20 protein-coding genes are annotated in these 24145 nt (G+C 34.0%); 11 read left to right on the top strand and 9 right to left on the bottom strand.

Annotated features, from left to right (window positions below; all coding sequences use genetic code 11):
• The first annotated feature begins 600 nt into the window (after positions 1 to 600).
• A complete protein-coding gene (gene miaB / locus LEM02_RS02105; RefSeq protein ID WP_226079527.1) occupies positions 601 to 1917 on the top strand; it encodes a tRNA (N6-isopentenyl adenosine(37)-C2)-methylthiotransferase MiaB in 1317 nt (438 codons plus the stop codon).
• 63 nt (positions 1918 to 1980) lie between these two features.
• Here miaB and LEM02_RS02100 read toward each other — a convergent pair whose 3' ends face one another.
• Positions 1981 to 2214: a PH domain-containing protein gene (locus LEM02_RS02100; protein ID WP_226079526.1), complete on the bottom strand. Its 234-nt coding sequence runs from the start codon at positions 2212 to 2214 to the stop codon at positions 1981 to 1983.
• Positions 2215 to 2352: 138 nt separating this feature from the next.
• Between LEM02_RS02100 and LEM02_RS02095 the strand changes: the two genes are divergently transcribed.
• A complete protein-coding gene (locus LEM02_RS02095) occupies positions 2353 to 5754 on the top strand; it encodes a class I tRNA ligase family protein (protein ID WP_226079525.1) in 3402 nt (1133 codons plus the stop codon).
• Between the two features lie 44 nt (positions 5755 to 5798).
• Positions 5799 to 8648 (top strand): hypothetical protein, encoded by a 2850-nt coding sequence (locus LEM02_RS02090; RefSeq protein ID WP_226079524.1) that lies wholly within the window; start codon positions 5799 to 5801, stop codon positions 8646 to 8648.
• On the opposite strand, the gene pheT is transcribed toward LEM02_RS02090, so the two are convergent.
• Positions 8604 to 10943: a phenylalanine--tRNA ligase subunit beta gene (gene pheT, locus LEM02_RS02085; RefSeq protein WP_226079523.1), complete on the bottom strand. Its 2340-nt coding sequence runs from the start codon at positions 10941 to 10943 to the stop codon at positions 8604 to 8606. The genes LEM02_RS02090 and pheT overlap by 45 nt on opposite strands.
• Positions 10944 to 11055: 112 nt before the next feature.
• Positions 11056 to 11325 (bottom strand): hypothetical protein, encoded by a 270-nt coding sequence (locus LEM02_RS02080; RefSeq protein WP_226079522.1) that lies wholly within the window; start codon positions 11323 to 11325, stop codon positions 11056 to 11058.
• 216 nt (positions 11326 to 11541) lie between these two features.
• Here LEM02_RS02080 and LEM02_RS02075 point away from each other — a divergent pair, with 216 nt between their 5' ends.
• Genes LEM02_RS02075 through LEM02_RS02050 form a run of 6 tightly spaced genes read left to right on the top strand, consistent with a single transcriptional unit; the run spans position 11542 to position 16087 of the window.
• Positions 11542 to 12267 carry a F0F1 ATP synthase subunit A gene (locus LEM02_RS02075; RefSeq protein ID WP_007302047.1) on the top strand — a complete coding sequence of 242 codons (726 nt, stop codon included), beginning with the start codon at positions 11542 to 11544 and terminating at the stop codon, positions 12265 to 12267.
• A gap of 59 nt (positions 12268 to 12326) precedes the next feature.
• Entirely contained in the window at positions 12327 to 12554 is a 228-nt protein-coding gene (locus LEM02_RS02070; RefSeq protein WP_006014985.1) for a F0F1 ATP synthase subunit C, read from the top strand.
• 3 nt (positions 12555 to 12557) lie between these two features.
• Complete coding sequence (locus LEM02_RS02065) at positions 12558 to 13037, top strand: F0F1 ATP synthase subunit B family protein (protein WP_007302046.1); 480 nt, start codon at positions 12558 to 12560, stop codon at positions 13035 to 13037.
• 7 nt (positions 13038 to 13044) lie between these two features.
• A complete protein-coding gene (locus LEM02_RS02060; protein ID WP_010402542.1) occupies positions 13045 to 13521 on the top strand; it encodes a F0F1 ATP synthase subunit B family protein in 477 nt (158 codons plus the stop codon).
• A gap of 5 nt (positions 13522 to 13526) precedes the next feature.
• The gene (locus tag LEM02_RS02055; protein WP_226079521.1) at positions 13527 to 15116 is read left to right on the top strand and encodes a glycosyltransferase family 2 protein; all 1590 of its coding nucleotides are present in this window, start codon (positions 13527 to 13529) and stop codon (positions 15114 to 15116) included.
• Entirely contained in the window at positions 15098 to 16087 is a 990-nt protein-coding gene (locus tag LEM02_RS02050) for a COX15/CtaA family protein (protein ID WP_226079520.1), read from the top strand. The genes LEM02_RS02055 and LEM02_RS02050 overlap by 19 nt, the downstream gene beginning before the upstream one ends.
• On the opposite strand, the gene LEM02_RS02045 is transcribed toward LEM02_RS02050, so the two are convergent.
• Together LEM02_RS02045 and LEM02_RS02040 are read right to left on the bottom strand one after the other, a co-directional pair.
• Complete coding sequence (locus LEM02_RS02045) at positions 16070 to 18166, bottom strand: ATP-binding protein (RefSeq protein ID WP_226079519.1); 2097 nt, start codon at positions 18164 to 18166, stop codon at positions 16070 to 16072. The genes LEM02_RS02050 and LEM02_RS02045 overlap by 18 nt on opposite strands.
• Positions 18167 to 18227: 61 nt before the next feature.
• Positions 18228 to 18905 (bottom strand): ankyrin repeat domain-containing protein, encoded by a 678-nt coding sequence (locus LEM02_RS02040; RefSeq protein ID WP_226079518.1) that lies wholly within the window; start codon positions 18903 to 18905, stop codon positions 18228 to 18230.
• Positions 18906 to 19056: 151 nt separating this feature from the next.
• Between LEM02_RS02040 and gltX the strand changes: the two genes are divergently transcribed.
• Positions 19057 to 20409 carry a glutamate--tRNA ligase gene (gltX, locus tag LEM02_RS02035; protein WP_226079517.1) on the top strand — a complete coding sequence of 451 codons (1353 nt, stop codon included), beginning with the start codon at positions 19057 to 19059 and terminating at the stop codon, positions 20407 to 20409.
• A 749-nt stretch (positions 20410 to 21158) separates the two neighbouring features.
• Here the strand turns inward: gltX and LEM02_RS02030 are convergent.
• Positions 21159 to 21614, bottom strand: a complete 456-nt coding sequence (locus tag LEM02_RS02030; protein WP_226079516.1) for an Hsp20/alpha crystallin family protein — start codon at positions 21612 to 21614, stop codon at positions 21159 to 21161.
• Between the two features lie 372 nt (positions 21615 to 21986).
• Here LEM02_RS02030 and LEM02_RS02025 point away from each other — a divergent pair, with 372 nt between their 5' ends.
• The gene (locus LEM02_RS02025; RefSeq protein ID WP_226079515.1) at positions 21987 to 22694 is read left to right on the top strand and encodes a pyridoxine 5'-phosphate synthase; all 708 of its coding nucleotides are present in this window, start codon (positions 21987 to 21989) and stop codon (positions 22692 to 22694) included.
• A gap of 14 nt (positions 22695 to 22708) precedes the next feature.
• Here the strand turns inward: LEM02_RS02025 and LEM02_RS02020 are convergent, their stop codons facing one another.
• From LEM02_RS02020 to rplM, 3 genes are all read right to left on the bottom strand, one after another.
• Positions 22709 to 22999, bottom strand: a complete 291-nt coding sequence (locus LEM02_RS02020) for an HU family DNA-binding protein (RefSeq protein ID WP_226079514.1) — start codon at positions 22997 to 22999, stop codon at positions 22709 to 22711.
• 145 nt (positions 23000 to 23144) lie between these two features.
• Positions 23145 to 23546, bottom strand: coding sequence for a 30S ribosomal protein S9 (rpsI, locus tag LEM02_RS02015; protein ID WP_255586145.1), 402 nt, complete (start codon positions 23544 to 23546; stop codon positions 23145 to 23147).
• 47 nt (positions 23547 to 23593) lie between these two features.
• Positions 23594 to 24052 carry a 50S ribosomal protein L13 gene (gene rplM, locus LEM02_RS02010; protein WP_006014941.1) on the bottom strand — a complete coding sequence of 153 codons (459 nt, stop codon included), beginning with the start codon at positions 24050 to 24052 and terminating at the stop codon, positions 23594 to 23596.
• Positions 24053 to 24145 lie beyond the last annotated feature (93 nt).

The raw sequence follows: 24145 nt of genomic DNA, 5'->3' as shown, positions 1-24145 counted from the left end.
TAACCTAAAGAAAGATATAGGAGAGTGTCACTCAAAAGGAATCACATTTATTTTGACAAAGAGCATCTGTAAAATCTGATACTTCTTCTTGCATAACATGCTCTTTAATTAGTATTATATCTATATTAGCATATAAGTGTGAACATTATATTAGTGTAATTACTTTTTGGTATACATGACAAATTTATGCCTGGAAATGTTTTTTAATTACTCGAACCTTTTCTACCTTTATTTCATATTCTTTAAAGTATTTTTTGCACTTTCTTTATAAAAACCATAGGTACCAATCGGTTTTTAGCTTAAGAATAAAGGTCAAGTATCTGGAATTCTAGACATAAAATCCTCCTGAAAGATTAGAAAGAAAATGCAGCGCACATACAACAGAATTTAAACACGTGCTGAAGAGTACATTTTTTATTGAAAAATTGACTGAAAAGCCTGCAGACGGAGATAGATTTTTGAGCTCTTAAAATACCTCTACTGTTATGGTAAGAGAAGCGAGAAGGTTTGTCAAGCAATCTTTATTGGCTGTTGTACTAGAATTCAGTTTTTCGTATAATTTTGTTAAGTATTTATATGAAGGATTTTTAAATTAAAAATATGAAAGGCCTATACATTAAAACTTACGGCTGTCAGATGAACGTTTATGACTCTGTTTTAATGGAGAATATAGTTAAGCCTCTGGGGTTCAGTGTTGTGAGTGATGCAGAACAAGCTGATTTGGTGATATTAAATACTTGTCATATTAGAGAGAAGGCAGCAGAAAAACTTTATTCAGAGCTTGGAAGAATTCATTCGTCAAGAAAAGAAAGGACCGTAGTAGTGGCTGGATGTGTAGCGCAAGCAGAGGGAGAAGAAGTGTTCAGAAGGGCTCCATTTGTTGATATTGTTGTTGGTCCACAGAGTATCGCTGCTTTACCGGAGCTGATAGTCAAAGCAAGCAGAAGTAAAGGCCATGTGATAAACACTGATTTTCCAGAAGTTGCGAAGTTCGATAAATTGCCAGATGAGTGCTATGACAATAGTCAAGGATCTTCTGCATTTCTTGCCATACAGGAAGGTTGTGATAAATTTTGTACATTTTGTGTGGTGCCCTACACTCGCGGAGCTGAATATTCGCGACCAGTGAATGAAATATTCCGCGAAGCATTGAAATTAGTTGTAAATGGAGCAAAGGAAATAACTTTGCTTGGTCAGAATGTCAATGCTTATCATGGTAAGTGCGAAGGAGAAGTGTGGGATTTAGGAAAATTAATTAGTCACATTGCTAAAATTGAAGAGCTAGAGAGAATTCGCTACACAACTTCTCATCCAAGAGATATGCACAACTCTCTCTACTTGGCACATGCGGAGGAGCCAAAACTCATGCCGTTTGTTCACCTACCTGTGCAATCAGGTTCTAATAAAATATTGCACGCGATGAACAGGAAACACACTGCAGAGGAGTATTTTGAAATAATAGACAGATTTCGCAAATTGAAACCTGAAATCGAATTTTCTTCTGATTTTATCGTTGGTTTTCCTGGAGAAACTGAAAAAGATTTTGAAGAAACTATGAAATTAGTAGAAAAAGTAAAATATGCTCAGGCTTATAGTTTTAAATATAGCCCAAGGCCAGGAACGCCAGGGGCGGAAAGAAAAGATCAAGTACCAGAAGAGGTTAAAACAGAGCGCCTTCTTCAGTTACAGGAATTAATTAGCAAGCAACAACTTGAGTTTAACCAAAGTATGATAGGCAAAACTATTTCTGTTCTGTTCAGTGATAAAAAAGGCAAACTTCAAGCTCAAATTATTGGTAAAAGCCCATATATGCAATCAGTGTGCATTGATGACCCTGATGGTAAATACAAAGATAAAATAGTAAATGTAAGAGTATTGGAAGCTCGGCAAAATAGTTTATTGGGATGTGCTGCCTAATTAGAGAAAAGTGCTCCCATGGTTTCATGTAGAAGCACTTTGTGTGTTTTATAAGTTTATAAGCTATCTAGATTTAATCCTTAAAGGACTGCAGCTCTCTGTTACGCAATCATATGAGACTTGATATAATAGATTCGCGGGATTTTTTTTCTTTTCCCACTGATAGTGTAATTTTTCAACCTCTCCAGAATTATTATATTCATAAGAAAGTGATCCCCAAACAAAGCTGCTTTTACTATTATTTTTGTTAGCATCATGAAATTTCTGATAAGGCCAACTGTTATTGTCTTTATTCATCTTTAACTTAAGTAAATAAGTCTAATGAATTAATATGTTGTATAATGATGTCAATACCTATCTATGTTTGTAGAAACAGAGTTTTTGAATTTGTAATTTTCCAGAAAGCTCTATATTCTTTAATTTTATCCAGTTAAAATGAATATGAAGTATTATCCTGATACAAGCAGCAGTCCTGATTTTTCATTGCTAGAAAAGGAAATCATAAAATTTTGGCAGGAAAATAAAATTTTTGAGCGTTCGATAGAAGGTCGTTCTAAGGATAATTGTTTTGTGTTTTATGATGGGCCTCCATTTGCAAATGGACTTCCGCATTATGGGCATTTACTGACTGGCTTTATCAAAGATGCATTTGCAAGATATCAAACTATGCTACAGAAAAGAGTTGAGCGCAGGTTTGGTTGGGATTGCCACGGGTTGCCAGCTGAGATGGGCGCAGAAAAGGAACTTGGAATATCTGGCAGAACTGAGATAGAAAAATTTGGCATTGAAAAATTCAATAACCATTGCCGTACTTCTGTAATGAAATTTTCATCAGAATGGGAGAAGTATGTAAACAGACAGGCAAGATGGGTAGATTTTCATAATGACTATAAAACTATGGATAAATCATTCATGGAGTCGGTCATGTGGGCATTTAAGCAGCTTTATGATAAAGGTTTGGTATATGAATCAGTACGCGTTGTTCCATATAGCTGGGCGTGCGAAACTCCACTATCCAATTTTGAAACAAGGCTTGATAACGCATATAGAGAAAAGACTAGCAAGGCTGTAACTGTTGCATTCGAGCTTTTAGAAAATCCAAAACAATTGAAACAAAAGTGTAAATTACTTGCTTGGACTACAACCCCTTGGACGTTGCCGAGCAACCTCGCACTGGCAATAGGGGAGGATATTGAGTATTGTGCAGTTTCAGTTCACTCCTTGGTGTCATTCCAGCGCGTGACGCTGGCTGGATCCCAGTGTCTAGGCACTGGGATGACAGAGAAGGGTGCTGGAATGACAGGAGGAGAGGGTGCTGGGATGGCAGCAGCAGAGGGCAATGAAGGAGATCTAGTAAATAATGAGATATATATCTTTGCTGAAAGCTATCTAGAAAAATTTATTGATCACTGTACAAAGAACAATATTCCATATGAAAATTGTAATATAAAACTTAAAGCGAGTGATCTTGCAGGTCTTCCTTATAGACCACTGTTTGATTATTTTAAAGATACAAAAAATGCATTCCGTGTTTTCATTGCTGATTATGTTACAGCAGAAGATGGTACTGGTGTTGTACACACTGCTCCTGGGTTTGGTGAAGAAGATTTTTACCTTTGCCAAGGCCATGATATTCGAGCTGTTTGTCCAATTGATAACGCTGGAAAGTTTACTGCTGAAGTTTCAGATTTAACAGGAATTCATGTTTTTGATGCCAATGATACAGTAATAAAAAAATTAAAAGAGCAGGGGAGTTGGTTTCAGACTGAGCAACATATTCATAATTATCCTCACTGCTGGAGAACTGATACTCCTTTAATCTATCGCACTATGCCTTCTTGGTATGTTGCTGTGACAAAGTTTAAGGGGAGAATGGCAGAGCTGAATAAGAGAGTTAATTGGATGCCAAATCATATAAGAGATGGTCAATTTGGAAAATGGCTTGAAGGAGCGCATGACTGGTCTATTTCACGCAATCGATTTTGGGGTACGCCAATTCCTGTGTGGAAATCAGATGATGCAAAATATCCAAGAGTGGATGTATATGGTTCGATAGCAGAACTAGAGCGAGATTTTAATGTTAAAATAGATGATTTGCACAGACCATTTATCGATACTTTAACAAGACCAAATCCTGATGATCCAACAGGAAAATCAGTAATGCGTCGTGTGCCTGATGTGTTTGATTGTTGGTTTGAGTCTGGCTCGATGCCGTTCGCGCAAGTTCACTATCCGTTTGAAAACAAAGAGTGGTTTGAAAATAACTTTCCTGCAGATTTTATCACCGAGTATATAGCACAAACAAGAGGATGGTTTTATACGCTTTTTGTGCTTTCCACTGCTTTATTTGATAGTGAGCCATTTAAGAATTGCATATGCCACGGTGTGGTTCTTGATGTGAAAGGTCAGAAATTATCCAAACGTTTGAATAATTATGCAGATCCAATGGAAGTATTTGATAAATATGGTTCCGATGCGCTGCGTTTTCTTATGCTTTCTGGATCTATTGTCTGCGGTGGTAATTTACTACTCGACAAAGAAGGAAATTTAGTGCGTGATGTTCTAAAAAACGTAATAAAACCTATTTGGAATAGTTATCACTTTTTCACTATGTATGCAAATGCAGATGGGATTAAAGCTGAAGTTTGCAAGGACTATAGAAGTACTATTGATCGTTACATGATTTCCAAATGTTTTGAAGCTGTGGAAGGTATCCAAGCTTCTATGAACAACTATAACTTCCAGGAGGCTTGCAAAATCCTGACAGATTTCTTTGAAGTGCTAAATAACTGGTATATTCGTCGCAGTCGCGAGCGTTTTTGGAAAAGTGACTTAGATCAAGACAAAACCGACGCTTATAATGTGCTATACACAGTTTTTTATTACATGCTTCGAGCTGCAGCTCCTTTATTGCCACTGATAACAGAGAATATATGGCAGGGGCTGAAGTATAAAGAAACATCTGTTCATTTAGCTGATTTTCCACAATCAGATAGATATGACAGTGAACTCATTGCTAAGATGGATTTGGTAAGAGAGATATGTAACTCTGCATTATCCATCAGAAATACGTTTAATATACGCATCAGGCAGCCACTCAGTAGTATTATCATTTATCATAAGTCTTCCTGCGATTTTCTTGAAAATGAATATCAAGAGATAATAAGAGATGAGGTGAATGTAAAAGAACTAGAAATAGTAAATGAGTTGAAAGAAGTTGCATCACTAGAGCTAAAACTAAATTTTTCTGTGCTTGGAAGAAGAGTTCCAGATAAAATCAAGAAACTAGTTCAATACGTTAAGGAAGGAAAGTGGAAGCAAGTTGAAAAAACTCACTCCGACGTCATCCCAGTGCTTGACACTGGGATCCAGATGCAGATTCCAGCGTCACGCGCTGGAATGACAGAAGGTTCCGTAAAAGGTTCAATATTTTTAGGAGATGAAACAGAGAACTATACTATAGAAAAAGGTGAATATGAACTATTGTTAAAAGCAAATAGTGAATATTCTTCTGTATTTGATAACAATAAAGGGATTGTTGTTCTGAGTACTGAGCTCAATGACGAACTAATTCTAGAAGGGCTCGCAAGAGATGTTGTTAGGCTTATTCAAGAAACTAGAAAACAAGCTGATTTCGATATATCCGATAGAATAGGAGTAGTAATCAAAACAGAAGATGAAAAAATTAAGGAAGCAATAAATACATGGGTTGAATATATAAAAGATCAGACTCTTGCCTTATCTTTGGACATTAATAAAGAGATCGAATCCGACTTCTATTCTAAGGAATACCAAGGTTTGACAGTTGGTATTAAGTTAATAAAGTTGCAAAGTTAGTAATGTTTATGCTATACTTAAACTGCTTTAAGTAGGGTGGTGATATGAATCAAGTTGTTGCAGATGGTCATAGAGAAGTTATTGATTTAAATAACAACAGTGATGGTTTAGGTAAAGTAGAATCTATTTCCAATGTTGCTTTGGAAGAGGAAGAAGAGTTTTTTGATGCTATGGAAGATGTTTCTAATGTAGAAGAAGGGAATGATTTAGGTCTTGCTAATTCAGAAGAGGGAGAAGAATTTTTTGATGCTGTAAGTCAGCAAGATTGGTTAACTAAACAGGTAGCTGCTTTTAATGTTCCACTCAGTATATTTCATTATAAAGATTACAACTCTGACTTTTTTACTTCCTGGTATAATATATCAAGTAGAATATTTAAAGAGATAAACAGAGCTTGCCCGGAGAAAAAAGTATTAAATTTAGCTCTGTCAGTTTTAATGCTTCCTTATATTGCTTTTGTTGCAATGGGGTTAGTCATATACAGTAGATTTAAAGCAGACAGCAAGACACAAAAAGGTGTAGTGGAAAATAAGGCAAAAAAGAGTGAAACAAGTGTATCGAGAAGATTTGCATACGGTGCTCTTGCTGCAATAGCAATTTTTGTTAATGTGACTGTGCTTGTAGCCTTAATTGTTCCTGCAACAATTGCTTTGGCTACTTTTTATCTTTTAAATAGAGAGTTATCTCACTCTTTAGTTGCTGTTCTTAAAATAAGTATGGGGCGATATTCTAATAAGCACCAAAATATAGAGGTATCTTTTCATGAAATGGAGGTTTCTGAGTCAAGCATTGCATATGATATGGAAATAAAGTTTCCACCGCAATTAAAACAATTACTTAGAGATTTATGCGATAATGAAAATAATCAGTGGTTTAGTGTAACGAGGGATTCGGAGCATAACATTGTACTGAAATTGTCAACTAACATCAATTTAAAAAATGGTCTTAAGCCATTGCGTAATGAAATCAAGGATATACTTGCAACTTCCATTCAAGGATGCGCAAGAACTATGGAAGAGCTGGTGAATCTAGAAAAGAAAGATATTACACATGATAAACTGAAGGAATTATTGAGTAAATTCAGGCTGAAAGTGGTGAGTAGCATAGATTCTAAGTTGACAACTCACTTAATAGAAAATGCTTATCGAGTTGCTTTTATACAAGCAATTAAGTTTCAGCAAAATAGACGGGGAGAAGATTTTTCACTGGAAGATGAGCTAAAAAATACTTTAGTGAAACAAGAATTGGAGAATCAAGGTAAGGAATTACCAAATGAGAAAGAAGTGATAATCAAAGATTTGAAAGAACTAAAAATAAAGGAGTCACTTAATTTGACTGATGAAGATGATCGGCTAGAGTCCCTTATGAAAGTAGGTGATATAGATGATATAAGTGATGATGCACTTCCTGTATTTAAAGCAGAATGGGAACGGCTTATACAAGAAGGGAAAATAGCTAAAAAAACAATAATTGATGTTTATAAAGATACAGATCCTGGAAAAACAGAGGAAGCTCTAAATGATGCTAAAAAAAGAATTGAAGATTTAAAAAAACAAGGACAGGAAAGATATACTGGGATACATGAAAAATTGAAAGCAATATATGATGAAGGAAAAAATAACTTAACAGATGATGATTTAAAAAGGAAATTAGAAGGTCTTTTTAAGTTCGAGTATGGTGATCAAGAAGTTAAGCGAAGGCTAGTAGAATCAGTAATGAAAAAAGCTAAGGGTGAGTTAGGCCTGTTAGGAATACTAAGCTTAATAGACCAGTTTCGAAGTTTAGAAGAGGAGATAAAAGGTCCTTTTAGCAAGAAAAGTTTAAAAGAAGTTTCAGATAAAGTAAATGACTTTATAGCAAAGATATATTTAGAAATAACGAAATGTAAAATACAAAATTTATTCAAAGGCCAAGCAAAGAGTATAGAGGACTCATGTAAGCTGTTAGAGGAAAAGGAGCCGAATTTAGTGCAGAGGATTAATTCGCACCGAGCGGAAATTGTAGAATGCTTAAAGCAACCTATATCGTTAAGAAAAGTAATAGAAGGAAATGAAGATTTAAACAAATATTTAGAAGATGAGCAAAATAGAAGGGGGGAGAAGCATCCAAGTACAAAATTAATAGAGAAGCACTTGCAAAATAACCAAGAAATCCTAAAAGCATTAAAACAGTTAGAATTAGAAGAAAAAGGATTATTGATAAATGAAGAAACAAAAAATGATTATAGAGAAGAACTAGAATCTCGTGAAAAAATAAAATTTGCAATAATAGAAGATAAGTTGTTGGAGGAGCTCAAGAAAGAAAATTTTGATGAAGCAGAGATCAAGAAATTATTAGAGAAAGCAGAACTTGAGTATTATTTAGCAGAAAAACGCATAAAAAGTCCTGTAATTAAAATGAAAGATAATATCAAGCATTTTTGTCAAGATTTATTATCTCCTTTGATAGACAATTTGGTGAAACATATAATAAATAATGTGCCAAAAGATAATCAGGGTATTGCTAAGAATGCTTGGGACCGTTTTTGGATAGGTTGGGGTTATATTCAGGTAGGCTGGTCAGCCACGAAAAAGAATGAGAGCATAGAAGGAAAAGCATTGGATGCGGCACATGATACTCATAAGGAAGTAGAAACATTTCTTCAATGTTTTCAGTCAAATTATGAAGGTGTTGGAGCCTTTTTAGGTAATTTATTTTCTGATGATGGAGAAACATTTAAAAATGATGTATGGCCTAAAGTAGAAGAGCATTTGCATGGAATGTGGGATAGGTTTTTCAAGGATATTGAATTCAAGATAGGGAATAAATTGGATGAAGTAAACGTGACACAGCAAAATCAGGATTACGGCTTAATGATGAGCTCTCAAAGTTCCTTCAGTATTTTCACACACTAAGTTGACTATCATATTTGATTCTTTTTGGATTTCCTCTTCAGTTAAAGTGTGAGTTGGAGAGCAGAAAGTAACTGACAATGCTATAGACATCTTATTCGGCTCTATGTTATTTCCATGGTATACATCGAATATCAAAACTTCTGTGATGAGCTCTGAGCTTTTTTTCACCATATTGATTATGCTACCTACTACTATGTCTTTACTCACAATAAATGCAAAATCGCGTTTTACACTTTGATATTTATAATCGATAAATTTTTTCTTACTTACAGGTAAATTTTCAATGTTTTCTAGCATCACTTCAAAGGCTACAATTTTTTGTTTGATATCAAAAGAATCCAGTACACTTGGGTGCAATTCCCCAAAATAACCAACTATTTTACTTCTAAAAGATAAGGTGCCTGACTTTCCTGGGTGATAATATTCTTTTTCTGCTCTTTCTATTGTTAAATTATCACAATTAATGTTAAAAAATTCCAAAGCCGTTATGAGGTCAGCCTTTGCGTCAAAAACATCTATTTTTCTATCAGTGTTATAATGGTTTCGCGGTAAATTATTTCCTGATCTAATTCCACTTAAAACGTACTTAGATTGAGCTTCACCATTGTAAATTGGTCCAATTTCAAAAATTGCGAGATCAGATATCCCGTGAGCAATATTATCTACAGTGACTTGCAACAAATTTGGTATGACACTTGGCCTCATTGTATTAAAGTTATTATTAAATGGATTATCGATGATAAATAACTTATTCAAGTAACCAAACTTTTCAGCTATTGATTCACTCATAAAAGACCAAGTCATCACTTCATGAAATCCTCTGCTTGTCATTAAAATGCGCAAATCATTCTGTGTATCAAATTCTACCACAACATCGCCTGCTAATGGCTCTTCCTTTATTTTATCATAGCCGTATATTCTTACTACCTCTTCAACTAGGTCAGCAGGTATGGTTATGTCTGGTCTCCAGCTTGGTACATGTACGCTCCAATTATTTTCAATTCTTTTATCAATACTAAACCCTAATTTTGTTAAAATATTGAGTACTTCATCAGGTGATGCAGATACACTTCCAAGTTTGTTTGCATTCTGATAATCAAAATTTATCTTGGTATCAGCCTTATTCAGATTACCAGCAGACACTACACTTGACACTTCTCCACCACATAAATCCAAAATCATTTTGGCTGCAAGATTGAGTCCATCAAGGGTAAATTCAGGGTCAATTGAACGTGCAAACCTGTAACTTGAGTCTGTGGAGATGCTGAGCTGCCTTGAAGATTTAGTGATAGAGATGGGGTCAAACCAAGCAGACTCTAAAAAGATATCAGTAGTCTCAAGAGTGCATTCACTGTACTTACTGCCCATAATTCCAGCAATTGCCTGAACGTTTTTATCATCAGAAATAACGCTTATGTCTTTGTTTAATAAGTACTCTTTATCATTTAAACCAATAAATTTTTCTTCGTCATTTGCTTTGCGTACTATGAGCTCTCCTTCTATTTTTTTTGCATCATACGCGTGCATCGGGCGCCCGAAAGATATCATAATATAATTAGTAATATCAACTATTGCAGAAATGGAGCGCATTCCTATCGATTCCAATTTATCTTTTAGCCATTTTGGACTCTCTTTATTTTTTACATTAGTGATATATACTCCACTAATAAAACTCTCCCCATCGATGACTTTGACGTTTATTAGTGAGTTCATAGAAGCGGTAAGTTGTGGAACGCTTAAAGTCTTGAGTATCCCAATTCCAGTTGCTGCTAGATCACGTGCTATTCCGTAGACGCCTAAGCAATCCCCACGGTTTGGAGTAACATTTATATCAATTACAGGATCACAATTGAAAAATTTATCTTCTACTTTATAATCATCAGAAAGCTCAATGATTCCTTCACTTTCATCTTGAGTCAGCGCAAGTTCGAAAGCAGAGCAGAGCATTCCTTCACTTAACACTCCTCGTATTTTTGCAAGCTTAATTGTGAAGTCACTTTTTGGTAATGTGTTGCCAAGAGATGCAAGTACGGTTTTCATTCCTTCTCTAACATTCTTTGCTCCACAGACTATCTGCAGAACTTTACTTCCATCATTTACTTTACATAATTTTAATTTATCAGCATTTGGATGAGGTGCGACTTCTAATACTTCTGCAACAACAAACCCGGCCAATCTGGAATTGTCGATCACATTCTCTACTTCCAACCCTATGTGAGTTAATTTATCAGTAATTTCCTCTAAACTAGCATTGGTTTCTAAGTACTCTAATAACCAAGATAATGTGAACTTCATTTATTTAACAGAAAATAAAAAAGTTATTGTAATGTAAAATATAATGATTTTAAAGCTTGTTGTAGTGAGTAGCTTCTCTAATTGTAAAAAACGAAGGAGAAGCCTACTTTTTCTACAAAGAAAGAATTTTCTTTATATCACCTTTGCAGTCCATTTCCATGCAGAGTTGAATGTTCATATTGTGATCATCTATATGGAAATTATAAATGTAAGCATCACCAGTGAAATTTCCTATAACATCATGGCTTTCATTTAGCATTTCACCTGCCATGTGGAAAAGACCAGTGTCTGAGTTAGAATAATAATCTGTAAACTTGATGTACCCGTTACCACATTCCTGTTCTAAATTTAAAGGTGGATTAGTAAAATCTATTTCGTTCATAATTGCCTCATATTAAAATTAAATTATAGTTAAAATAAGATGTTAAGTCAAGAATTTAGAATAAGATTGGTAGCTGACTATAATTTGCATTTTAATTGTATATTTTGTTAATATGTTAATGCTATAATAATACAGAGCTCCTTATATTAATTCTTGACTTTATTCTATAAAATTTATACTTTATTTACTGCTGCAGTTTAAGTATACAGGGTCAAAATGGCGTTAAATCCGCTAGAACAATTTAAAGTATATACAATAATAGAACTACCAAAATTATTTGGGTATGACATAAACTTTACCAACTCATCTCTTTTTATGATGATCTCGGTGATATTAATGGTACTGTTTTTGCTCCTTGGAATAAGAAAAGGTGCAGTAATACCAGGATATTTGCAAGCTGCAGTTGAATATGTATATGATTTTGTTGTTTCAATAATAGAAAGTAACACTGGAAGCAAAGGTTTGGAGCACATTCCTTTGATATTTACAGTATTTATTTTCATTTTATCGTGTAATTTAGTTGGTGTTCTTCCTTATAGTTTCACAGTTACAAGTCATGTGATAGTTACCTTCGCTTTATCAATGGTGGTTTTTACTTATATAACGATTGTTGGGTTTAAAGAAAGAGGAGTAGAATTTTTACGCATATTGCTACCAAAAGGAACTCCTTCGTGGCTTGCACCTATAATCATCATTATTAAATTATTTGCTTATTTAGTAAGACCGATTAGTTTATCAATAAGGCTTGCAGCAAATATGATTGCGGGTCATACAATCATCAAAGTGATAGCAGGATTCGTCATAAATATGAACATATTTTTTACACCTGCACCTTTTTTGTTTATAATTGCACTAATAGGATTTGAAGTATTTGTTGCAGTTTTGCAAGCTTATATATTTACTATATTAACATGTGTATATTTGTCAGATGCAGTAAAGTAATTGACTTCCTTGCAGAATATTTTACAATTATATTATAAAGAAATAGTTAAAGGTAATATATGGATTTAGTGGCTTTAAAATTTATAGCAATTGGTTTGGCTGTATTTGGAATGCTCGGTGCTGGTTTAGGTATAGCTAATATCTTCTCTGCTATGTTAAATGGGATTGCGAGAAATCCTGAGTCAGAAGGTAAAATGAAAAGTTACGTTTATATTGGTGCTGCCATGGTTGAAATCATGGGGTTGCTTGCGTTTGTACTTGCAATGTTATTAATATTTGCTGCTTAACAGATGCCACAGCTTGATGTTTCAACTTTCTCTTCTCAAATTTTTTGGTTTTTAATTTTTTTCTCTTCACTTTTTTTTGTAGTCAGTTGTTTGTTTTTACCGAAGTTAGATGAAATAATAAGCACTAGAAGTAAAGAAGTGTTAGATTCATTTAATAGTTCTATTCACCTTTTAAGACTTACAGAAGAGCAAATTGCCAAGTATAATGCAGCTTTAAATCAAGCTAGAGTACGGGCAAAAAAAATCATAGATGATGCATTTGCTCAAGTAGAAGAAATGAGAGCGAATGTTAAGGATATATTGGAAGAGGAAGACAAGAAGATGATTAAACTTGTTGAAGAAAAGGTAGTACAATTTAAATCTAAGTATATTAGTGAATTAAAACAAATGGCTACTAGTATTGCTTTGATTTACTATACTAAGTTAACTAATTCTGAGATTGAAGAGGAATTTGTTGCTGATTTGGTATCCAAAGAATTTTAGGGTTTTTATGTCTACATTACTAGTTATAAGCCTTGCTTTTTTAGTAGGTTTTATCCTCTCATATAAATTGCTAAGGAAGGTAATAAAAAACGCGCTTAACAATAAACGTAACAAAAGCAAGTTTTCAAGTGAAGAAACTGAAAAATTCAGAAAAGATATGTTGGAGTATTACAAAAAATCTTCTGAAAAATACAAAAAATTAGATGCAGAAGTTAACAAAATGATGAATGAAGCACTTGATAAGGCTAATAGTATTATTAAGCATAATAGACAGCAACTCGATCAAACGTTAGATGAAAATTCCCATTCTAATTTGAAGAAAGTTACTGACCAAGTTGAAAAAGCTCTTGGGGATTTACAAGCTAACACAGCGAGTATAGCTGCTGATGCTGTAAAAAAAATAATGCATGAACGTAAAGATGATAAGCGTAGTAGTGAGGTTATATCTTCGTTTTCACGTGACTTGAGCAAAAAGTTGCATTAAGTTTAATGTCTGTACTTCAAACTGATAATGTAGAAAAAATTAAATTTGATTCTAGTTTATGCAAAGAACAAGAGAAACTTTTCTACTATAGGTTTAATATAATTCCTTGGCAAAAATTAAATGATACTACTTTTTTTATGGTTGAAGACATAAGCCAAGATATCAACCTTTGGGTCGAATCTCATTACGGTATTGAATATGTATTGATAAAAGTAGATAGCAAACAGGTTTTAAATCTTCTTAACTCACACTTTGGTATTTCAGAATTCGCAAGTAACTACTTATATTATAAGAATCCTAATTTTTCAGCTAAAAGCATTAGGCTCAGTTCAATCTTTTTTTCCTCTTTCTTTGTTATGATTTCGACTTTAACACTGACAAAAAAATATGCATATTTTGCTTTGGTGTTGATATTTATAATCGGATGTTCTAGTTCTTTATTCAAATTTGTAACTAAAATTTTTGGCTTGCGTAAAATTTCTAACCAAAAAGCAGATTATGATAAGATGAATGAACCTATATATACTATTTTATTGCCTGCTTTTAAAGAGAATGCGGTTATAAAGCAATTGATTAAGAGCATTGAAAGTTTGGATTATCCAAAATCAAAATTAGATGTAAAGCTTGTGATAGAGAGCGATGATCAAGAAATGTTGGCAGCTATAGAAAAATGCACTTTACCACAGTATTTTGAAGTAATAAAAGTGCCTCATTCTCTGCCTAGAACAAAAGCTAAGTCATGCAATTATGCTATGAGCTTTGCTAGAGGAAAGTATGTGGTAATATATGATGCAGATGACAAGCCAGATCCGTTGCAGTTAAAAAAAGCACTAATTGAATTTAATAAGGGCGACGAAAAGTTAGCCTGTGTACAGGCAAAATTAAATTACTACAACTGTGATTATAATTTTCTCACAAAATCTTTTTCTCTAGAGTATGCGAACTGGTTTCAATATTTGTTGCCTGGATTTCAAAAAATGAACATGCCAATACCTTTGGGTGGTAGCAGTAATCATTTTTCAGTGGAAATTTTAAAGAAAGTACTTTTCTGGGATGCTTACAATGTCACTGAAGACGCTGACCTAGGTTTGAGACTTGCGCAAATGGGATATAAAACCAGGATTATTGATTCAGAAACATTGGAAGAATCACCAACTACTGTGTTTGCTTGGATCAAACAAAGAGCACGCTGGATTAAAGGTTATATGCAAGCTTATATCGTTCATTTAAAAAATATAAAATTACTTTTTAAGCACACTGGGCTTAAGGGAGTTTTGCTATTAAACCTTTTTGTTGGTTCCTCAGCTTTTATATTTTTCACGACTCCTTTTTTGTTACTTTCATTGGTGCTGACTCAAATTTTGAATGAATTATTCTTATATTATTTTATAATAGTATACAGTATTAACTTGATTTTTTTGATAATAGCTATCAGACAACAAAAAATGCCTTTTTATTTTTATATAGTATCAATATTTTTTCCCGTCTATAGTCTACTACATAGCGTTGCAGCTTTTCTCGCTTTGTGGGAATTTGTTATTCACCCTCAGCAATGGAATAAAACTCAGCATGGATTATGGAAGCAAAACCTGTAGCTATTTGGCTTTTTCTCTGCTCTCTCATGGTGATTTGCATGGTGGGAATTGGTGGATTTACCAGACTTTCAAAAGCAGGATTGTCAATCACGGAATGGAAACCAATTACCGGAACATTGCCACCGCTGAGTGAACAAGACTGGCTAAAAGAAAAATCAAAATATGAAGCTACACCTGAATATAAAGCATTTAATTATGGTATGAGTATGGAAGAGTTTCGCACCATATACTTAATAGAATATGTGCACAGGTTAATTGCAAGGCTGACAGGTTTAGTTTTTACCTTACCATTTATATACTTTACACTAAAAAAAAGAATACCTAAAAATGCAGTAATAAGGTTATCTACAGCACTATTATTTGGAATTTTACAAGCTTTTGCTGGTTGGTATATGGTAAAAAGCGGTTTGGTAGTCAATCCTCATGTTAGTCACTATAAGCTCGCACTTCACTTACTGCTTGCATTGGTTATTTTTGCATTATTGTCGTATCAATTTTTTGATTACCAAATCAAACCAAGGCAAACTAAACTTAAGGTTAGTACATGTTACATATGGGTAATTTTAATCCTAGTGACAGTACAAATAATCTTCGGTGCATTTGTTGCAGGGCTAAATGCTGGTTTAATTTATAATACCTTTCCACTAATGGATGGACAAATTGTTCCGGAAGATTTATTTTACTTACAGCCTGCTTGGCTAAATATCTTTGAAAATAGAGTAACAGTGCAATTCATACACCGGGCATTGGCATTGCTGATATTAGTTCTGACAGCAATACTCACAATAAAAAATGCCAGTATAAAACCATTATATGTTATGCTATTCTCCGTCATCATTCAGGTAATTCTAGGAGTAGTCACTTTGTTGCTGCATATACCAATGGCCATTGCTATAGCCCATCAAATGTTTTCGTTTATCTTATTTGGGTCAAGTTTATACTGCTTATGTTATTTAAGAAACCAGATCTAATACCAAATCACCAGCCTGTACATTTTTCCCCTCTGTAACAGGGATATTTTTTATTACCATTTCTGATTCAGCACATATTATATTTTCCATTTTCATTGCCTCTACAACAAACAGAGGTTGTCCTACCTCTACCTGATCTCCAGCATTGACGTATAATTTAACCAATAAACCGGATATTGGAGATTTTACAGCGTCTACTGAAATCCCTTCTGTTTTGTTGTTTAGCATTAATTTGCTTAGTTCAGCTACATGAGGTTTCAATACACAACATTTAGCTTTCATACCTGCGTGTCTTATAAAGTATTTGCTGCCTTGCCTTTCTATTTTAAGTGCTATATTGGTATCATCATTAATTGTTATATATAACAACCTGTAACTTAGTTTCCACTTACCTACCACGGAGTATTTATTGTGATTATATACTGTTGTTAATATATTATCTTGATATTTTGCATTTACGGAGTGCTCATTATCGTCTATTTTCACTATGAATAAATCTCTTGTATAATTATTTGTAGTTCCAATGCTTTTAGACGTCACTCCAATACCGTAAGGTGTCATCGCAGTGCTTGACACTGGGATCTTCTCTTCTTTTTTACTAGTCAAGCACTGCGATGACGCCTGAGGTACTGCTTCGTGATAGTATCTCTCTTCGTTTTTTAAGTGAACATACAGTGCAGCAAAAATAAACATTTTAATATATTCTTCTGTAATAAGATCGCCTTGAAACCCACCAGGATAATGATTTGGAATGAATCTTGTGTGAAGCTTTGCTGCAATAAAATTTGGATGATGGAAGATGGATTCTAGAAATTCTATATTGTTTGTTACTTCCCCTATATAGCACTCAGACAAAGCTTTTTGCATTCTGCCAATAGCTTCTATTCTATCTTTTCCATAGGTTATTACTTTTGCAATCATTGAATCGTAGAACATGCTGATTTCTGAGCCGCTAGCTACTCCATCATCTATTCTTACATCATCTGGTTTATCGTAGTATTTTATTCTTCCACTGGAAGGGAAAAATCTCTTTGATGGGTCTTCAGCGCAAATTCTACTTTCTATTGCAGAGCCAGTAAGTTTAATATCATTCTGACTAAACCTTAGTTTTTCTCCACAGGAAATTTTGATCATTTCTTCTACTATATCTATTCCAGTAACAAATTCTGTTACTGGATGTTCAACCTGTAATCTTGTATTTACCTCAAGAAAATAGAAATTTTGGTCTTTATCAACAACAAACTCAATAGTACCTGCTGAAAAATAATCAACTTGCTTTGCCAAAGAAACACATTGAGCATACATTTTTTGTCTTACTTCTTCACTAATAAATGGGCTTGGTGTTTCTTCTATTATTTTCTGGTTATTCCTCTGTACCGAGCACTCTCTCTCCCCAAGACACACTATATTGCCGTATTTATCTGCAATAATTTGTATTTCGATGTGTCTTGGTAGTTCTATATATTTTTCTATGAAAATACTACCATTTTTAAAACTTTTCTCTGCTTCATTTGTTGCTGATGTAAATGCTAGTACAATTTCTTTTTTGGAATGTACAATTCGCATTCCTTTGCCACCACCACCTGATGCAGCTTTGAGCATAACGGGAAAACCAATTTCTTCAGCAACCATGGATGCATGGTCAGCGTTTTCGATCTTACCCATATATCCTGGCACTACATTTACTCCAGCCTTTCTTGCCTCTTCTTTTGCTGTTATTTTATTGGCTGTAGCTTCTATTGTTTCTGCACTTGGACCGATAAAATCTATATTATATTTTTGGAGAGCACGTGGAAAATCTGGATTTTCTGCTAAAAAACCATAGCCAGGATGAACCGCCTCGGCACCTGTTTCAACTGCTACTTCGCATATTTTTTCGATATTTAAGTAACTAAGATAAGCAGGCGAAGGGCCAATGTGCCTTGACTCATCTGCTTGCTTTACATGCACAGAATTTGCATCTGCATCTGAGTACACAGACACACAAGATATGCCCATCTTGTGCGCAGTTTTGACTATCCTGCAGGCAATCTCCCCTCTGTTTGCTACTAAAATCTTATTATACTTCTTTCTTATCATCTTATAAGTATACTTTCTTAAGTTAAGAAAGTAAATTTCTATATTATTCCTTGCAAGTACTTCATGTTGGGGCTAAACCACCATCTAAAAATTGCATAACATCAGGATCTGTCACTATAGTACTTTCGTTATAGAGGCCATATACCTCGTTACATGCCTTAAAGAACAGATATGAAGACCCCCCAGAGGCTATTGTTGCTATTGAAGCCAATGCAAGAGATTGAGAAGCCGAAAATAGAAGATACAAAGATACACACATAGTGATAGCACATACTATAGCTCCTACTATATATAAGCATATATGAAACTTCTTATTACATATAAAGCCACATTTTATATCTGCAATTTGCTTAACTTCCTTCCGCTCTGCAGGGTCCAAGAAATAAAGGGGTGATACTGCCTTCTTCCCGTCATCCTTAATATAGCTTTTATCGAGGAGTGCTTCCTTAATATATTTCTTATTATTCTTAAGTTCCTTTTTTAATCTTTTTACTTCTTCCCAATCTTCAGCTTCTTTTGCTTTCTTGACTTTGCTCTCAGTATCTTCTTCTAAATACTTTATGATCTCCTGTAACGCAGATAATAGAAACCCTTTACTTGCTGCTATATGAAATGGGTTTCCATTTTCATCAATTCTATGCTTAGCTACACAAGCAACTCTTTTCTTGCAAGCTTCAATAAATTTATTTTCATCTTCTTTTGTTACAACTCCTCTTGCAATTTCAAATAAATTATCCATATATACACCTCACTGTATTCACTAATATTAAATTATACAATGCAGTTTGTTAAAAATAAATGTAAATTGATCTTTCAAATTTACTATAGTTCCACGTTGTTGCAAGTACAAATTTTAGTTATCATCGGTTACGTTATCACAATAGACAAATATGCCAGGTATAGTCACTAGATTCGCTCCATCACCAACAGGATTTTTACATATTGGAGGAGCTCGCACAGCTTTATTTAATTGGCTCTATGCGCAGCGTCATGGTGGCCAGTTTTTACTAAGGATTGAGGATACCGACAGAAAACGTTCAACACAGGAAGCAATTGATGCAATAATAGATGGGTTAAAATGGCTTGGAATAAGCTATGATGGAGAAATAGTATATCAGTCAAAAAGAATAGAGCGACATATTGAGGTTACAAATCTTTTAGTTGAAAAGGGTAGGGCGTATCATTGTTACTGCCCCGAGAATGAAGTTGCGGAGAAGAAAATAAGAGCAAGAGAAGAAGGAAAAATATATAAGCATAAGTGTACTCATTCGACATCAAATGCAGAGCCTGTTGTTCGCTTTAAAGTGCCAGACTCAGAAAATATTGTTGTTGACGATAAAATATACGGCCAAGTTACAATAAGTAGCGATCAGCTTGATGACATAGTAATCTTGCGCTCTGACAATACTCCAACATATATTTTTGCTGTAGTGGTTGATGACCATGATGCCGGAATAACTGATATTATACGTGGCTCTGATCACCTCACTAATACCTTTAAACAATTGCTGATATATCAGGCTCTTGATTTTGATGTTCCACGCTTTGCACATGTACCGCTGATTCATGGAGAAGACGGGAATAAGCTATCTAAAAGGCATGGGGCTACAAGTGTTTGCGATTATGAAAAGATGGGAATATTACCAGAAGCAATGCGTAACTACCTGCTTAGACTGGGTTGGAGTCATGGTAACGATGAAATTATTAGCGATGAGCAAGCAATAGAGTGGTTTAATTTAGAAAACATCGGTCGTTCACCTGCACGGCTTGATTTTAAAAAATTAGAGCATTTAAATAATCATTATATTAGTAACATGAGCAATGAAGATATCCTTACTCTTATTTTTGAAGAAAATGCTCTAACTGATAAGAAAAAGAATTATTTATTACAAGGACTAACAGAGCTAAAAAAAAGAGCAAACTATCTGACCGAATTATTGGATTTAGCAAAATTTTATATTCAAGTTGATTTGAGTGAAGAAGCTCAGCAAATTGTCAAATCTAACCTCAATATAATTAAGTTACTTGCAGCATTTTTCTCGAGTATAGGAGATGCAGATTGGAATAAGAATTTTTTATCTTCTCAGATTAAGGAGTTTGCGAAATTGCATGATATAAAAATGAGCGATATATACCACTCATTACGCGCCCCAATAACTGGAATAATGAATGCGCCTGGAATCATCGATATCATGGTAATTCTTGGTAAAGATGAGTGTATAAAAAGATTGCAAGCAATTTAAATAAAAAATTGCTTGACAGGCTCTAGTAGCTTCATTATAGTGGAGAATGAAGGTTTTTTAGGATCCAAAATCTATTTTCACCTGCAGGTTTTTTCACCAAATAATCAAATTTCAGCAAAAAGTTACACTTTTGCTAGCTCTTTTTCACATTAGGAGGGTTTATGTCTAGAATTCCTGATACTTGACTATTATTCTTGAGTTAAAAACCAATTGGTACCTATGGTTTCACATTAAATCGTTTTAAATTATTAAAGTTACTATGGGCTTTTTTTGCCTTTTTTTATTGGTATTTTTGTATATTTTATTGTACCATTATACTGTGGTACTATATAGACTTCAGTTTCATGATAAGGGGAACAGGCAGAATAGCTTCTTCTCTCAGCTATGGCATTAAAAAATGACTATGCATAAGATCTAATAGTATGTCTAATTTATAGATAATTTTCAAAACAAATTGTGTTACTAAGTTAACATTCTACGTATTTGTTCAGCAGAGTGGTAAAATAAGGTAGACGAGAAAAGACAACTAAATGGGTGTCATCCCAGTGCCCAGACACTGGGATCCAGTTTTTTGATTGAAAATGTTGTCTTGTTTGCGATAAATTTTGCTGGATGCCAGTGTCAAGCACTGGCATGACACCATTTGCTGTCTTCAAAAATGAATATCCGTACAGCTATATATCAGCTACTCGGATGACATCGTCATAAAAAAGCCAACGTCAGCTACTTTCATAACACCTACTTACTGGTTACTTTACATCAATTTTCTTGATGTGTTTCTCTGACTTAGGTATGGTTACATGCAATACCCCATCTAAAAAGTTGGCAGATACCTTATCTTGCTCTACATTTGTTGGAAGTTGAATAGATCTATAGAAAGAACCATAGTACCTTTCTTTATGGTAAAACTGCTTATCTTTTGATTCATTATCACATGTTTTTTCACCCTTCACTATTAAGTTATCGCCAGATATACTAATATCTATGCTTTCTTTAGGAATACCTGGTAACTCTAATGATAGGCAATAGCTTTCCTTTGTTTCATAAAAATCACAAACTGGTAATAGACTACTGCCTCTTTTGGAAAGCTCTGGGTTCCATCCTGTAAAGAAACTATCAAATATGTCATCAACGGCTCTTTGTAACCCTCTTACACTAAAATTATCACGATTATTGTTTTTATTTAAATGAACTATATTACTCATGTTGTACCTCCTTTTACTAATACATGCATTACATAATCATTCCACTTACTAATTTCAATATTAAATCTAAAGTTTTTTAGATGCGAAAAGTTGTTCCAATTTACTATAACTTGATTATGATAAAAAATCTTGTTTGGATTACCACGAGTAGTTCTATAAACTAGATTAACTGTAAAAAAGGGCAAGTGTGTGCAAATTTATTACTTCTCTTTCCACTTCCACAATCAAACAATTTTGAATGTTTCTTATTTGACTTGCCAACAATGAGAATTGGTATAACTGCTAGCTCCGTCTCTCAGCTATGGCATTAAACGATGACATGCATAAGATCTAATAATATGTATAATTTATAAATAATTTTTGAGGTAAATTGTGAAATTGGGCGTTAATATTGATCACGTTGCAACCCTTCGCAACGCACGTGGAGCTTCTTATCCAGATCCATTAAAAGCAGCAAGAATAGCTATTGATGCTGGAGCAGATTTTATCACCGTACACTTACGAGAAGACAGAAGGCATATCAGAGATGAGGATGTATTCAATCTAAAACAAAACATTAGCACTGAGTTAAATCTTGAAATCGCAGCTACGGAAGAAATGCTCAAAATAGCAAAAGAAGTAAAACCCTATTCGATTTGTATAGTACCAGAAAAAAGAGAAGAATTAACAACCGAAGGTGGCCTGGATATCGTGAATATGCACAGTAAACTTTCTGATATAATAGAGGAAATGCACAGCTTTGACATAAAAGTCTCACTGTTTATCGATCCAAATATTAATCAACTAAAATATCTTGAGAAGCTAGAAAGAAAGCCTGACATAATAGAAATTCACACAGGGGATTACTGTGATAATCCATCAGAAGAAAAATTAAAACTTATTACTAACTCTGCAGAATACATTAATAAGCTAGGAATAGAATGCCACGCAGGACATGGCATAAATTATAAACATGCTAAAAGAATAAAAGAGATACCTCACATCTCAGCTCTTAATATAGGCCATTCTTTAATCAGCGAGGCTATATTTCATGGCTTACACAGTGTAACTAAAAAGATGAAAATGACTATATCTAAATAGCTGATGCTTTCTCTTTAGTTATTTAAAGTACTTGAAAGAGCTTGACTTGCTTTAAACCTTACTCTTTTCTTTTCAGGAACGGTCATAATCTCACCATTTTGAGGATTACGGCATTGTCTTTCCTTACTTATAGCAGTAGAGAATGTCCCTATTCCATGCAAACGTATTTCACCTTTACGATTTAGATCGTTCTTGATTATTTCCATAAAAATATCATGAAGCTTACCCAAATTAGCTTTTGTTATATCTATACCTTGACTAGAGCACTCTTTACTCAGTTGGTTTACTATATCTTCTTTACTCATAAATTACCTTAATATTGAAAAATTACATAAACAGCATATTATGCTAATGCCAATAGTCAACTAAATTCGTCATAAAAAGAGAAAATGTCATAAACCCTTGTAAGAACTTGTATAATATTTACAAAAAAATACCATTATGAAACAATTATCTCTTAGAAAACTGACATTTTTTCCGAGCTTTATGTTGACCATATTTCTTACGCTCAACAACACGTGAATCTCTAGTTAGGAATCCACCTTTACGTAATATAGAGTGTAGATCTTGACTTATACTACTTAAAGCTCTGCTTATTCCATGAGCTAAGGCACCTGCTTGGCCAGATAGCCCTCCACCTTTTACAGTTGCAAACACATCATACCTATCTAACATAGAAGTCACTATGAATGGCGCTTTAATCATTTGACACACTGATTCTCTTTTAAAATAAGAAATTAAATCATCTTTTTTATTAACACTAAATTTTCCACTTCCTAGCTTCATCCATACTCTTGCTACAGATTCTTTCCTTCGACCTGTGGCATATGAACGACCAAGTGAGTCAACCATTACCTTTTTTGGCTGATCATTATTATTTATTTTCACTTTTTACTCCATTATTTCTTATTTTTACGATTTAAAGAGGCAAAATCTATTTTTTCAGGTTGCTGTCCTTGATGCTTATGTTCTGAACCAGAATAAACATACAAATTTTCAAACCGTCTACGTGCCATAGGACCATCATCAAGCATTCTTTTTACTGCCATTTTTATCACACGCTCAGGGAATTTGCCATTTAAAATATTATCTGGAGTAGTTTTCTTTAAGCCACCAGAATAACCTGTATGCCTATAGTAGATTTTATCTTTAAGTTTCTTTCCGGTAAAATGTACCTTTTCTGCATTAACAATAATTACATTATCTCCACAATCCATATGAGGTGTGTATTCAGGCTTATGCTTTCCACGCAATAGCGCTGCTACAAATGCTGCAAGCCTTCCTACTACTAATCCTTCTGCATCTATAACAAGCCATTTTTTATCGACTTGTTTCTCTTTTAAGAAAAAAGTTTTCATATATCAATACATAACAGTAGATTATGATATACTAAGTTGCTTGATAGTGTCAACAACATTAGTTATTGATTATTAAAGTAATTTATGCTAATA

Source organism: Wolbachia endosymbiont of Tribolium confusum, assembly GCF_020405475.1.
Lineage (GTDB): Bacteria > Pseudomonadota > Alphaproteobacteria > Rickettsiales > Anaplasmataceae > Wolbachia.
Note: the sequence above shows the minus strand (reverse complement) of the source record. Positions and strands in the feature narration are given on the sequence as shown.